At 38.5% G+C, this 12,959-nt stretch carries 10 protein-coding genes; 7 read left to right on the plus strand and 3 right to left on the minus strand.

What is annotated here, in order from left to right; genetic code table 11:
* The first annotated feature begins 110 nt into the window (after positions 1–110).
* The 3 genes from GQR87_RS17290 to GQR87_RS17300 all read left to right on the plus strand — a co-directional run bounded on the left by GQR87_RS17290 (position 111) and on the right by GQR87_RS17300 (position 4,672).
* Positions 111–3,476, plus strand: a complete 3,366-nt coding sequence (locus GQR87_RS17290) for an ATP-binding protein (protein WP_158971496.1) — start codon at positions 111–113, stop codon at positions 3,474–3,476.
* Positions 3,466–4,353, plus strand: coding sequence for a response regulator transcription factor (locus GQR87_RS17295; RefSeq protein WP_158971498.1), 888 nt, complete (start codon positions 3,466–3,468; stop codon positions 4,351–4,353). Before GQR87_RS17290 ends, GQR87_RS17295 begins: the two co-directional genes overlap by 11 nt.
* Before the next feature lie 139 nt (positions 4,354–4,492).
* Positions 4,493–4,672, plus strand: a complete 180-nt coding sequence (locus tag GQR87_RS17300; RefSeq protein ID WP_158971500.1) for a hypothetical protein — start codon at positions 4,493–4,495, stop codon at positions 4,670–4,672.
* Here the strand turns inward: GQR87_RS17300 and GQR87_RS17305 are convergent.
* Positions 4,662–4,979 carry a heavy metal-binding domain-containing protein gene (locus tag GQR87_RS17305; protein WP_158971502.1) on the minus strand — a complete coding sequence of 106 codons (318 nt, stop codon included), beginning with the start codon at positions 4,977–4,979 and terminating at the stop codon, positions 4,662–4,664. The two genes, GQR87_RS17300 and GQR87_RS17305, sit on opposite strands and share 11 nt — an antisense overlap.
* A 392-nt stretch (positions 4,980–5,371) precedes the next feature.
* Between GQR87_RS17305 and GQR87_RS17310 the strand changes: the two genes are divergently transcribed.
* Positions 5,372–6,220, plus strand: a complete 849-nt coding sequence (locus GQR87_RS17310) for an alpha/beta hydrolase (RefSeq protein WP_158971504.1) — start codon at positions 5,372–5,374, stop codon at positions 6,218–6,220.
* Positions 6,221–6,692: 472 nt separating this feature from the next.
* Here the strand turns inward: GQR87_RS17310 and GQR87_RS17315 are convergent, their stop codons facing one another.
* Positions 6,693–7,862: an AraC family transcriptional regulator gene (locus tag GQR87_RS17315; RefSeq protein WP_158971506.1), complete on the minus strand. Its 1,170-nt coding sequence runs from the start codon at positions 7,860–7,862 to the stop codon at positions 6,693–6,695.
* Positions 7,863–8,240: 378 nt separating this feature from the next.
* On the opposite strand from GQR87_RS17315, the gene GQR87_RS17320 reads away from it, so the two are divergent.
* Together GQR87_RS17320 and GQR87_RS17325 are read left to right on the plus strand one after the other, a co-directional pair.
* Positions 8,241–9,326 carry a glycoside hydrolase family 5 protein gene (locus tag GQR87_RS17320; RefSeq protein WP_233267305.1) on the plus strand — a complete coding sequence of 362 codons (1,086 nt, stop codon included), beginning with the start codon at positions 8,241–8,243 and terminating at the stop codon, positions 9,324–9,326.
* Positions 9,327–9,410: 84 nt separating this feature from the next.
* Positions 9,411–10,007, plus strand: a complete 597-nt coding sequence (locus GQR87_RS17325) for a hypothetical protein (RefSeq protein ID WP_158971508.1) — start codon at positions 9,411–9,413, stop codon at positions 10,005–10,007.
* Positions 10,008–10,434: 427 nt separating this feature from the next.
* On the opposite strand, the gene argE is transcribed toward GQR87_RS17325, so the two are convergent.
* Positions 10,435–11,580, minus strand: coding sequence for an acetylornithine deacetylase (gene argE / locus GQR87_RS17330; protein WP_158971510.1), 1,146 nt, complete (start codon positions 11,578–11,580; stop codon positions 10,435–10,437).
* A 349-nt stretch (positions 11,581–11,929) separates the two neighbouring features.
* Here argE and argC point away from each other — a divergent pair, with 349 nt between their 5' ends.
* Positions 11,930–12,958 (plus strand): N-acetyl-gamma-glutamyl-phosphate reductase, encoded by a 1,029-nt coding sequence (argC, locus tag GQR87_RS17335; protein WP_158971512.1) that lies wholly within the window; start codon positions 11,930–11,932, stop codon positions 12,956–12,958.
* Position 12,959 lies beyond the last annotated feature (1 nt).

Below are 12,959 nucleotides of genomic sequence, written 5' to 3' on the forward strand. Positions count from 1 at the left end.
ACGCAAATATACGCATATAATTTTGAAGCATTTTTAGTTAGCATTATTTCTCAGCGTAAACCGATTGGCTCTGTCACTCATTTTCGAAGCCCATAAAATACGAAATTCACATGCAGTCAAACGAAAAAATATTACCTACCCGCCGCACTTATAACAAACTTGTAGCCAATGAGATGATGGAAGACTTTGCTTTGCGGTTTACCGCAAAGCGAGCTCGTGTTTGGTCTTTGGGGAGAATAGCCAACACGGCACTAGGCATAGTCTCCTTTTTAGTATTAGAAGCAATTGGTGGTGCTATCACCCTGAACTTTGGCTTTGTCAATTCAGCTTGGGCCATACTGGCGGTGATAGGTGTAATATTTTTAACTGGCTTACCCATATGTTATTACGCGGCTAAATATGGGGTAGACATTGACCTTCTCAGTCGAGGTAGTGGTTTTGGCTACATCGGCTCCACTATTGCGTCATTAATATACGCCTCATTTACTTTTATCTTTTTTGCCTTAGAAGCGGCCATTATGTCTATGGCACTCCAAATTCTGTTTGGTATTCCTTTGGCAATCGCCTATGTGATCAGCGCTTTAGCGGTATTACCTTTAGTTACCCATGGCATAGCCTATATCAGTCGCTTTCAAGTATGGACACAACCCATCTGGCTAGTGTTACAAATAGTGCCATTGATCTTTGTATTCAACCATCCAGACAGTCAAATACAAGAGTGGATAGAATTTACCGGACAAAGTGGAGAGCAAGGAGCTAGCTTTAACTTATTATTATTTGGTGCAGCGTCTGCAGTTTTATTGGCTTTGGTAGCACAAATTGGCGAACAGGTAGACTTTTTACGTTTTTTACCCGAAAAGCCCCAATCTAGCCAATGGAAATGGTGGGCAGCACTGATAGCGGGTGGCCCGGGTTGGATTATATTTGGTGCATTAAAACTATTTTTAGGCTCATTTTTAGCCTATTTTGCTCTGCAACAAGGTGTGTCCATTGAATTAGCTGACGACCCCGCCAATATGTACAACTTAGCTTTTAGTTATGTGTTCGACAATCCCAGTATCAGCGTAGTGGTAGCTTGTTGTTTTGTGGTGATTTCTCAATTAAAAATCAATGTCGCCAATGCTTATGCCGGTTCTTTGGCTTGGTCAAACTTTTTCTCTAGGGTCACCCGTAATCATCCAGGTCGTGTAGTCTGGATGGTATTTAATGTTGTAATTGCTTTGTTACTAATGGAATTGGGCATTTACCAAACCATAGAAAGCATGTTGTCGGTTTATTCTGTATTAGTGCTGGCTTGGCTGAGTTCTGTGGTGGCAGATTTAATTATTAATAAACCTTTAGGTATTAGTCCTAAACATATCGAATTTAAACGCTCTCATTTATACGACATCAACCCTGTGGGTGTGGGTTCAATGATTATCGCGAGTTTTGTTGGTTTTACTGCCCATTTTGGTTGGTATGGTGAAACACTCAAAGCATTGGCTTCGTTTTTAGCTTGTGGCCTACCCTTTATTACTGTGCCTTTGATAGGTTATTTAACTAAAGGTAAGTTTTATCTAGTGGAACGGCAATCCCCTGAAATAACGGGGATAAATAAATGTCATATTTGTGAAAACGAATTTGAACACGAAGATATGACATACTGCCCCGCTTATCAAAAAACGATTTGTTCTTTATGTTGTTCATTAGATGTTAGGTGTGGTGACAAATGTCGTCCAGATGCCACTTTATCCAGCCAATCTCATCATTTTTTCCATCGATTTTTAACCACCAATTTATTAAAAATCATGACCACTCCACTGGCGCAATTTATTGCATTAACCACAGGAATGAGCTTAACAGGTGCCGGTATATTGTTTTTGATTTACCTGCAAGTGCCCCCAGAAAGTGTGGCAGTCAAACAAGCTTTTGCTAGCACCTTAATTAAAATATTTTTCTTATTGGTGATAATTATCGGTGTGGTCAGTTGGTTATTTATATTAGCCCGTAATAGCAGTCACTCCGCATTAAAAGAACTACGTTCTTTGACCCAAACATTGGCCTCTGAAGTGAATGCCCATGAAAAAACATCCAAAGCACTCAAAGATGCCAAGGTGGTTGCCGAAACAGCCAATGATGCTAAAAGCCGTTATTTAGCGGGCTTAAGCCATGAACTCAGAACTCCGCTCAATGTGATGCTGGGTTATGCCCAATTGTTAAGTCAGGATAAAAAAATCCCTACCAAACAAAGAGACTCAATTGGCATAATGAAACGTAATGGCGAACACTTAACTGACTTAATTGAAGGTTTATTAGAAATATCAAAAATTGAAGCTGGGCGTCTCACCTTACAAAAAGACGAATTTAATCTTAAAGCCATTTTGCAGCAGCTAGTGGATATGTTTCAGGTAATAGCAGCGCAGAAAAACATTGAATTTAACTATGACCCTTGCGCAAACTTGCCAGACTTTGTGGCCACCGACAAACAAAGGTTCAGACAAATTCTGATTAATCTTATTTCTAATGCCATCAAATACACAGAAAAAGGCTCTGTCACTCTAAAAGTCACTTATCGAAATCAAGTGGCTAATTTTAGTGTAATTGACACAGGTGTAGGGATTTCAGAAGCTAACCAAGAATTAATTTTTAAACCCTTTGAACAAATTCGTAATAGCCATACCCAGGCCATTGGTGGCACAGGTTTAGGTTTAACCATTTCCCGTTCCCTGACCGAACTGATGGGCGGAGAAATCACTTTAAACAGTGTGTTGGGCCAAGGGTCGACCTTTAATTTACGTTTAATGTTAGTGCAGCTCGCACAAAACAAAAACACCCCCGAATACACCAAATTAAGAGTGAATGGCTATTTAGGCTGCAAACGCACAGTGTTAGTGGTAGATGATGACTCCAACCAAAGGCAACTGATGAATGACCTGCTCAAACCATTAGGTTTTGCGGTATTGCAAGCCGCTGATGCACGAACAGGTATGGGAATTTTGGCAAACAATGAAATAAACTTAGTGATCCTTGATGTACGTATGCCAGAGATAGACGGCTGGACCATGGCCAAACAAATACGTGAAGATGGATATAAAATGCCAGTGTTAATGATATCGGCCAACGCCAGAGATGCAGAAACCAATTTAGCCGCTGATGGCAACCACAATGGCTACATGGCCAAACCGGTTAATTTAGATGCATTGTTAGGTAAAATTGGCGCCTTGTTGTCAATACAATGGCAATTTGAACAAGAGCAACAAACGTCTGCCAAAACCGAAACCATACCGAGTAAAGCTCCTGCCGAGAGAGAACAATATCAAGCTTTAATGGCGTTAGCTGAAATAGGCTATTTATCAGGGTTTAAAGATAAACTAGAGCAGATAACTGAACATTACCACGTACCAGCGGATATACTGTCGCAATTAAATGAGTACGTTAAATTTTGTAATTTTCCTGAAATCATTAAGTATTTAGAAGAGATAACTCATGAGCAGTAAGTTAGGCGAAATAGTATTAGTGGTTGATGATTCCCCCGAATCATTAGGCATGTTAAATGCTGCTCTGAATACTCAAGGCTACACAGCCCTAGTAGCACTAGATGGCTTACAGGCATTGTCTATTATAGAAAAAATTCAACCTGACGTGATTTTACTCGATGCTATGATGCCACAAATGGATGGTTTTGAGACCTGTCACAGACTTAAACAACAACTCCCTAACACGCCGATTATTTTTATGACAGGCTTAAGTGATTCTGAAGATGTAGTTCGCGGTTTTGAAGCTGGTGCCATTGATTATGTGACTAAGCCCATTTCACCCAATGAAGTCATTGCCAGAATCAAAACCCATATCGAAACCGCAAAACTTGCCCTTAGTGCCCAAGATGCATTAGATCATTCTGGCAGTAATGTCTTTTGTGTCAGCAGTTTAGGCCGCCTATCTTGGGCCACTCCTAATGTACACAAATTAATAGAAAACCTAGCGCCCGACGATCAAAGTCCTTGGGCCACTATGGCCAGCCATATTGAAAAATGGCTGAACTCAGATCACCAACAAAACTTACTCATAGACTGTTTTGAACAACCAGTCGAGATATTCTACGAGAGACAACAAGCAGACAAACACTTACTGCGCATCATGCAAAGAAAAGAAAAAAAGACCGCCCAATGTTTACGTGAAAATCTACCTGTGACCAAACGAGAGTCTGAGGTTTTATATTGGGTCTCTTATGGCAAAACCAGTTGGGAAATATCACAAATACTGGATATGAGCCCACGTACAGTGAATAAACATTTAGAACAAATATTCAAAAAATTAGGCGTGGATAATCGCACTTCTGCGGCCGCCATATCCATACGTTTATTGGATCTTTGATAAGCTGTTTAGCTACATTTAATAACAATGGAAATAAATAACTTATTATAAAATTTTTATAACAACATTCATTCTTCTAAGCTTTCACTTAGTCGGATTCGCCTAAACTGGAGCAGAAAAACTAGGTTGGACACTGTCTGTGCACACAGTTAGTTTTGTCAACACACTCACCATCGAACAATCCATTGATAGTATAAAGTCCATTGGACTGACTAAGGTTGATACTTATCGTGGAGATCAACATGTAGATGCTAGCATTAAAGAGCTGTATTACGGATTGGACAAAAACACACTAGATAAAGTAAAAGCTATTTTTTAAATTTAACCGCAGTGCCAAATACCATAATTTCAGATGATCCATCCATTATCGCACTGGTAGTAAAACGAATACCGACTACCGCATCCGCTCCTTTTTGCTCTGCATCTGCAACCAGACGCTGAATCGCTGTATCTCTTGCATCAGTTAACATCTCGGTATAACCACGTATTTCACCACCGACAATGTTTTTTAGACTTGCCATGATGTCACGACCAATATGTTTTGCTTGCACAACATTACCCGTCACAACTCCAACAATTTCTGCTATTTCTTTGCCTGGAATAGACTCAGTAGTGGAATAAATCATAATAAAATCTCCTTGAAAAAAGAACAAATCGGAACTCGGCTGTAGAAAAACCTCAACGTAAAGTGCAATTAGCCGACAGGCTTCATAACTTATTGTTACCTGTTTACTGCATATAGCGTCAGAATATACTATTTCTATAATTAACTCTTGTGGCATATTAGCATCAATATACACATTACTTTACCCACTAAACACTTAGTAACAATATGCTTAATTTTCGAAAGCAAACGAATATTAGGGGCAAAAAAGTTACTTTAGATTATCAACACAGGAGCAAAATTAACTGTTTTTCATCTGTTGAATTGTGCGTTATTTGCCATTACGCTAACCGCAACCAATAAATGTTATTTTTGCTGTAATATGCCACCCCAGCATAAAAAAAGAGAATGTAGATGAGAAAAATTAGTTATTTGATCTGTGTGTTATTTTTATTGGCTTTGCCAGTGCTGGGCAATGCTAAAGAGTTTGCAGGTGAAAAAACAAACTTTCGAGGCTTCGACCGCTATGAAGTTTCTACCGGCAAGGGCACCATTTCAGTAATTTCCCCCAAGCAAGTCGCCCCCGGAAAACCTTGGATGTGGCGCAGTATATTCTGGGGAATAAAAGGCCGGGCCGTTGAACCTTTCACAGCCGCCGACCTGCAATTACTAGAAGCGGGTTACACTGTCGTTAAAGCCCCTGGTAATGTATCAGGTCACCCTAAAGGTAATGCTGCAATTGACGCAGCTTATGACATGCTGACGAATGAGTATGGATTCTCTAAAAAGTTATCTATGGCTTCTATGAGCCGAGAGACACTAGCCTTGTTTCGTTGGGCTTCTGCCAATCCTGGCAAGGTGGAAAGTATCTATGTCGATAATGGTGTAACCAATGTAAAGAGCTGGCCGGGCGGAAAGCTAGTGCCGGGCAATGACTCAACAGGTAAGGGTGATGCCAAGTCGTGGGAGTTGCTTAAGGAAACTTATGGTTTCGCCACAGATGCAGAGGCGTTAGCAGCTAAAGTAAGCCCGATTGATCTACTGGAGCCACTTGCCAAAGCTAACGTGCCAATTATGATGGGCTGCGCAACGGCAGACAAAATCGTGCCCTATGAAGAAAACGGGGCAATCATGAAAGAGCGCTACGAAAAACTCGGCGGCAGAATTCAGATCATTTACAAAGAAGGTCAGGGTCATCACCCACACGGCCTGACAGATCCAACTCAGGTCGTTGAGTTTGTTAAGAAACACAGGGTTCACTAGCTCAATTCGAGTATTAATACCAATCCGTAATAATAAGCGCCCACTCAGCGATAGTTTAAATGCGCTTAATCAAGGCGCTTGAATGAATATTTTTATTAAAAAAGAGCCAGTGCTCTTTCGGAGTTTTTTAAGTTAGTTAGCGCAACACAGAGTAAGCGCATTAAAAACCTCTGTAACAAATTATTTGACTATTATCTTTCTCAAAACTTGAATCTATCTAACCTGAGTTCTGGATAAGAAGTATCGTCCAATCTGAATTTATCATTACAATTCAATACCTTAATACCATTCACCCAAATCACCTCATCTGAATGCTTACTCGATGACGAAATTTTTGTGTATAGCAAGGCGGATTATCGTACGTAATAACGTGTTATTGCTAGACTCTCCTCCAACGCCGCCAGGCACAAAAAGAGCGTTATCGAGAGGTTCGGCTTATCCAGTATTCAGGTTATCTACTGCTTAATACTTTTTATTGCCCTTGCTGCCAAAACTCTTTTCTATATTGAGTTGGCGTTTTACCCACTAATTTTTTAAAAAATGTATTAAAGGTAGCCTTCGAATTAAAGCCTGCTCTGTCCATCACTTCTAACATTGTCATTTTTTTATTTGTCTCAGATTCTAATAAACGCTTACTCTCATCTACCCGATATTGATTAATAAATTCAAAGAAGTTTTTACTAAAATGACGGTTAATAATAACTGATAAATGACGTGCCGGAAGTTTTAGTTGGTTAGCTAAATTATCTAATGTTAACAAGTGATTTAAGTGAGGTTTTTGCGATTGCATATACTGCTCAAGCAGCTCTATATCTTGAGGTTTAATATCGACATTATTTTTTAATTCATCGGTGGATAAGTTTTTATCTATTCCTTTAAACACAGCTGAATAACTGGCACTAAAAAATATCATGCCGCTAATGAGTAACATAACCGCATAATTAGTGATTAATCCAATAGTTTCGTGATCAACTATATAGCCCAACTCAAAATTAAAGATGATTGCAGCCGCTACCAAAACTGAGCCAATTCGAATGACTAAAAAGCCGATAGATAACATCTTCAGCCAAGTGATATCAACGTTGATCAAATCGGCGACTTGTTCTTTTATTTGTTTCTGATATTTATGTAATTCAATCACACATAACACACCACAAAACAAACGAAACAGTCCTCTAAATAAGTGAAAAAAACGCTCTAAAGTGGGGCTATTTTCGACAACGTTGCCCTGCAAAGCAATCATTTTAAATTCGTTATCTACACTTAGCCAAGATAAATAAAAGTGGCATGCATATACAAAAAATGGCAAAAAGTACAGTAAATCGGACTTCTGCAGTTTAAAATCTTTATATATTAAAGACCGAATATAAAGCAGCAACAAAGGCGACTCTATCCAATAAGCCAAACCAAAGGTATAAAATAAGTTAGGTGAAATATCCAGAGCAACTTGTCTAAACACTACGCCAAAATTAATTAAATTATCAAGAGGAATAGCAGCCTGAGCCAATAAGAACGCAGCTAGTAATATATTGCTTTGTAACTTCCCCTTTTTAATAACAACAAGAAATATAGAAAACAACAAACATTGATAAATAGTAATGATCAATGCTAAATCATGGGTGTTAAATAAAACTGTATTCATCTAAAAAATGATACCTTTAAAACAAAAATTACTTTATATGCCTACTGTTGAATAAGCAGATATTTTCAGCCTTGAATATTAACAATGCATAAGCGAGACGTTAAAACTTGCCTTAACTTATAAAAGGAGCCCTTTTTATATCATAAAAATAGTCTTTGATAGTTTATTTAATAAAAATAACACATTTATCCCCTTTACCTTCACCCACCTCTAACCAATTGATTTTTAATGATAATAAATATATTCACGGTTAAATACAATAAAGTAGAACGTTCAACTTTACGCTTTGTATAAGTTCAGACGACTATCAAAATAAACAATGTTATCACTATCAAACTTACACGGACATTTAACAAAAACATAACTAGAGGAAACGTTTTGCTAACAATCCACATAAATATAATTAAAGCGATTAGCTGCTTTGTACTTTTTACATTTACCCTTGGATGTACAAGTACCGCAGAAAACACAATCAATAATACGTCGACTCAAGCCTCTGCCCAAACTAGCCTGCCACTAAAATTGAACAATGAAATTAGCGCCCACAAAGCCGTCTCTGAAATGGCTATCGGAATTAACTTAGGAAACACTCTCGATGCCCCCTTAGAGGGAGATTGGGCATTACCGGCAGAAAAATCATTTATTATTGCTTTCAAAAATGCAGGCTTTAAACATGTCCGTATTCCTGTTACTTGGCACCATCATACCCAGCAAGTGGCACCATTTAAAATAGACGAAAAGTTTTTAACTCGAGTTGAACAAGTGGTTGATTGGGCTTTAGCAGAAGACCTTTATGTGATCCTCAATGCACACCATGAATCTTGGTTTAAGAATGATTACTCAGCCAACCTCCCACGATTTAATAAGATTTGGCTACAACTCGCTGAACGTTTTAAACAAAAATCAGCAAAATTAGCCTTTGAAATTTTAAATGAACCTACCGGCATGACGATGCAACAAGTGAACAAGCTTAACAGACAAGTACTTGCCCTTATCCGCAACCACAATCCAAATAGATTAGTTATTTATTCAGGCAACGGTTACACCCCATTAGCCTCTTTATTATCGGCCGAAATTCCTGATATTGATGATAAATTTTTAATCGGAAATTTTCATAGCTACGATCCTTGGAACTTCGCAGGTAAATGTATACAAACGTGGGGAAGTCATAATCACCAAACAGAGCTTCGTAAAATTTATCAAAAAGCCAATCAATGGTCTAACGACAACCAGATCCCCGTTATGATAAATGAGTTTGGCGCGGCCAAATATGATCATACAGCACCTGAAAATGTCTGTGATTTGCAGCAACGATTAGACTATTTAAAACATCATGTCAGTTTAGCCAAAGAATATGCAATTACTGGCACTTTTTGGGATGACGGAGGTTCGTTTAGCACTTTTGACCGAAGGACTAATACCTGGGGCCCAGAGAAAGACATTTTAGTCACCACAAATAACTAATATTTTTATGTCGCGATTAAAATAGTCGCGGCAAATTATATTATTCGATAAAAAATTTAAATTAGAAAAAGTTGTTGATATTGAATGCTAGAAAAACATTTTAATGAGTTAGCAAAAGAATACCTTGGCGAGGTATTAGCACCTTATGGTTTTTGCTGTGAAGATAGCCAGCACTCCACCTTTTATAGAAATACTGGCAATATTTATCATATTATCATGCCTAATTTAAATACCGCAGGTACCAGTTTTACAATTGATGTATTTGCTACATCGTCACTAATTGATCCAAATTTTATGCAACGATTTCCTGACGAAATTGGCAATCCAAGCCACCTCAGTAGCCGACTACATTCAACAATAGGTGTATGCCGCCTAGCTGAACACTTTCAGTCGGAAACAGTAGAGGAGTTTATTCAAACCATTAGTCATAAAGTGAAAAGTTGTTTGATTGACAAAGCACTCCCCTACCTAGATTCAATCACAAGCTTAGATAATATGTTACCGCACATTACTAACACGTTTTTTATGGGAATAACACTTGCGGCTATAGGCCAACAAAGCCAAGCAAAACCAATATTAGAAAAACAGCATCAACTATTTTCTAGCATGACAGATGATAGCGGCCAGATTGCCAGCTTTATGTTGTTTTTAGAGTACTATCTACAAAAAACAACCGAATGAAGCAGGCTAGTGAGGTAACTGGCAAACTAAGCAAGGCAGTCTTAGCCATCGTGATGCTGTTAATGCCAATTAGAATTCAGGCAAGGTGAATAAATGTATTCGGCCTGTTAATCAGGTTTATTAAAGAGGAACTCTCATGATTAAGCGACCATAAAATGTGATAGTGCTTCTTCTGACCTTTTTGGCCAGCACTTCTTGTTTGTCTACAATGAACCCTGCAATTCTGCATCCCTATCGCACTGATTATACCAATCCGTATTAATAACCCCCAAAAAAGCAAGCTTCATATGTCGCAACTGGATTCAATAGAGTCAATTAAACCGCTTAAATAAATAGCAAAAAATGACTAAGACTGTAGGGTGAAGCCTTATAATGATTGGTAACGACAGCTATTTTTCTTGTGCTGCTAAGTCTGCCACCCGCGGCTTTAAAAACACACCTTATTAATCATCTGTTGCAGCATACTTACAGTGGGAGCGACGTAATCTAGCGAGATATATTCATCGGGTTGGTGAGCTTGTTCAATACTTCCTGGTCCTAATACTATAGTGTCGCAACCAAGCTGATTTAAAAATGGCGCTTCGGTGGCATAATTTGCCGTTTGAAATTTATTGCCAGTGAGTTTTTCAGCCAAAGCTAAGATATTTTGTTCATCACGACAAGCAAATGCTGGAGCCGAAGGAAACATTAATTCAAGACTTAAACGATTAGGGTAAGGTGCATATACAGGAGCCAATGCTTCTTCAATTAACGCTAACGCTTCTTGATCAGATAACTCTGGTGTCGCTCTTAAGTCAAAATTTAAGGTGCAATGACCGCATATACGGTTTTCACTGTCGCCACCATGTATATGCCCTAAATTCATTGTGGTGTAAGGAACGCTAAAAGCTTGATCTAGATATTTAGTTTTTAAAACTGATTGTAAGTCCATTAACTGGCCGATAGCTTGATACATAATTTCAATTGCATTAACTCCTTTATCGGGATCGCTAGAATGCCCTGATTGTCCTTGTATATTTAAACTTTGCGCCATATGTCCTTTATGTTTATAGATAGGCACTAACTCTGTCGGTTCGCCAATAATCGCCATATCAGGCTTGATGAGCTGCTGCTGTGCAAAAAAACGCGCGCCAGCCATAGACGTTTCTTCATCTGCAGTGGCTAAAATGTACAGAGGTTTTTGTAATTTTTCTAAAGGGATAGTTTTTAATGCTTCAAGGATAAAAGCAAAAAAACCTTTCATATCACAACTGCCTAAACCATATAACTTGCCATCTTGTTGTTTTAAAACAAAAGGATCTGATTGCCAAAGACCTTGATCAAAAGGCACAGTGTCTGAGTGACCACTGAGTAATAACCCACCTTCACCACTGCCTATTTTGGCTAACATATTAAATTTATTGCGAGCATTAGGCACTTGTTGAATAGTTATTGTAAAACCTAATTCAGCAAACCAAGTCGATAAGAGCTCTATTATGGGCTTATTTGTTTGGTCTATTTTAGGATCAAATGCACTAATAGACGGGCTCTGGATGATAGATTCATAGAGTTCTATAAAAGATAATTTTGGCATAACACTCAACTTAAATATTTATTCACTTTAATTGCATAACTATATAAAACATGACAAAATCTCTGGCTATAATAAACGGTCGTTAGAAACCTTAATCATTCACCTTGGTTAACACCATATAATTTAACTTATTTTTGGCTATTTAACGCATATGTACTTATTTGTTTCAACAATTTTAGCAGTTTTCATGTCCCTGCCTAGCTTCGCTAACCGTTTATTTCGACGATAAGTCGAAATCACGCGCCTAGCTCACCGTTTGTCATTAGTGTTAGTATTTGGCAAAGAGTACTTAACTCCCTTTAATTTATATTGTATTTGGCTCGAAAAAGAGCTTATAGAGAATTTTCCTATGATTAAAACCTGTATTATTGGAGCCAGTGGTTATGCCGGCGCTGACCTAGCGGTGCTCATTCAGAACCACCCAGAATTTGAATTAGCAGCTTTGTATGTATCAGCCAACAGTGCCGATGCAGGTAAAAATTTGGGGGATATTCATCCTAAATGCTTTAATCAAATTAATTTGTCATTAACCCCTATCGATGAATCTAATTTAGTTTGTTTAGCTGAAACTTACGATGCCATATTTTTAGCCACACCTCATGAGGCAAGTCATCAATGGATGCCTGAACTAACAGGTAAAAAAGCTAAAATATTTGATCTATCAGGTGCATTTAGAATCAAAGACAAACAAGTATTTGAACAGTTTTACGGTTTTGCCCATACTGCTAGCGATTTATTAAGCAAAGCTGTATATGGCTTAGCCGATTGGCATCAAGCACAAATTAAACAAGCAGATTTAATTGCAGTGCCAGGCTGTTACCCGACAGCTTCGCTTACTGCGTTAAAGCCATTACAAAATAATCAACTATTAGATGCTAAGCATTTTCCTATTATCAACGCGGTTTCAGGTGTATCTGGAGCGGGGCGTAAAGCGGCATTAGGCACCAGTTTCACCGAAGTTAGCCTTACAGCTTATGGTGTGTTGGGCCATAGACATCAACCTGAAATTTCTGAGTACCTGGGGGCACCGGTTATTTTCACCCCTCACTTAGGTAATTTCAAGCGTGGCATATTAGCCACCATTACAGTCAAATTGCAGCCCGGTGTCAGCCAACAGCAAATCGATCAAGCTTACAGCCAAGCTTATGCTAATAATCCAATTGTTAGAATTCGTAATACGTGGCCAAAAATCGACGATGTGGCGAGCACCCCATTCTGTGATTTATTCTGGAAATATGATGCAGAGACCGGTTATTTAGTAGTGACCAGTGCTATTGATAACTTACTAAAAGGTGCATCATCACAAGCGGTACAATGTGCCAATTTACGTTTTGGTTTTGAAGCTCATTTAGGTTTAACCAATGGTTTGGTGAATTAAT

Source organism: Paraglaciecola sp. L3A3, from assembly GCF_009796765.1.
Lineage (GTDB): Bacteria > Pseudomonadota > Gammaproteobacteria > Enterobacterales > Alteromonadaceae > Paraglaciecola.

Excerpts from the sequence above, each read along its gene's own strand:
- GQR87_RS17325 (WP_158971508.1), top strand. The coding sequence starts at position 9,411 with ATGCTAGAAAAACATTTTAATGAGTTAGCAAAAGAATACCTTGGCGAG.
- GQR87_RS17305 (WP_158971502.1), bottom strand. The coding sequence starts at position 4,979 with ATGATTTATTCCACTACTGAGTCTATTCCAGGCAAAGAAATAGCAGAA.
- GQR87_RS17315 (WP_158971506.1), bottom strand. The coding sequence starts at position 7,862 with ATGAATACAGTTTTATTTAACACCCATGATTTAGCATTGATCATTACT.
- GQR87_RS17290 (WP_158971496.1), top strand. The coding sequence starts at position 111 with ATGCAGTCAAACGAAAAAATATTACCTACCCGCCGCACTTATAACAAA.
- GQR87_RS17295 (WP_158971498.1), top strand. The coding sequence starts at position 3,466 with ATGAGCAGTAAGTTAGGCGAAATAGTATTAGTGGTTGATGATTCCCCC.
- GQR87_RS17310 (WP_158971504.1), top strand. The coding sequence starts at position 5,372 with ATGAGAAAAATTAGTTATTTGATCTGTGTGTTATTTTTATTGGCTTTG.
- argE (WP_158971510.1), bottom strand. The coding sequence starts at position 11,580 with ATGCCAAAATTATCTTTTATAGAACTCTATGAATCTATCATCCAGAGC.
- argC (WP_158971512.1), top strand. The coding sequence starts at position 11,930 with ATGATTAAAACCTGTATTATTGGAGCCAGTGGTTATGCCGGCGCTGAC.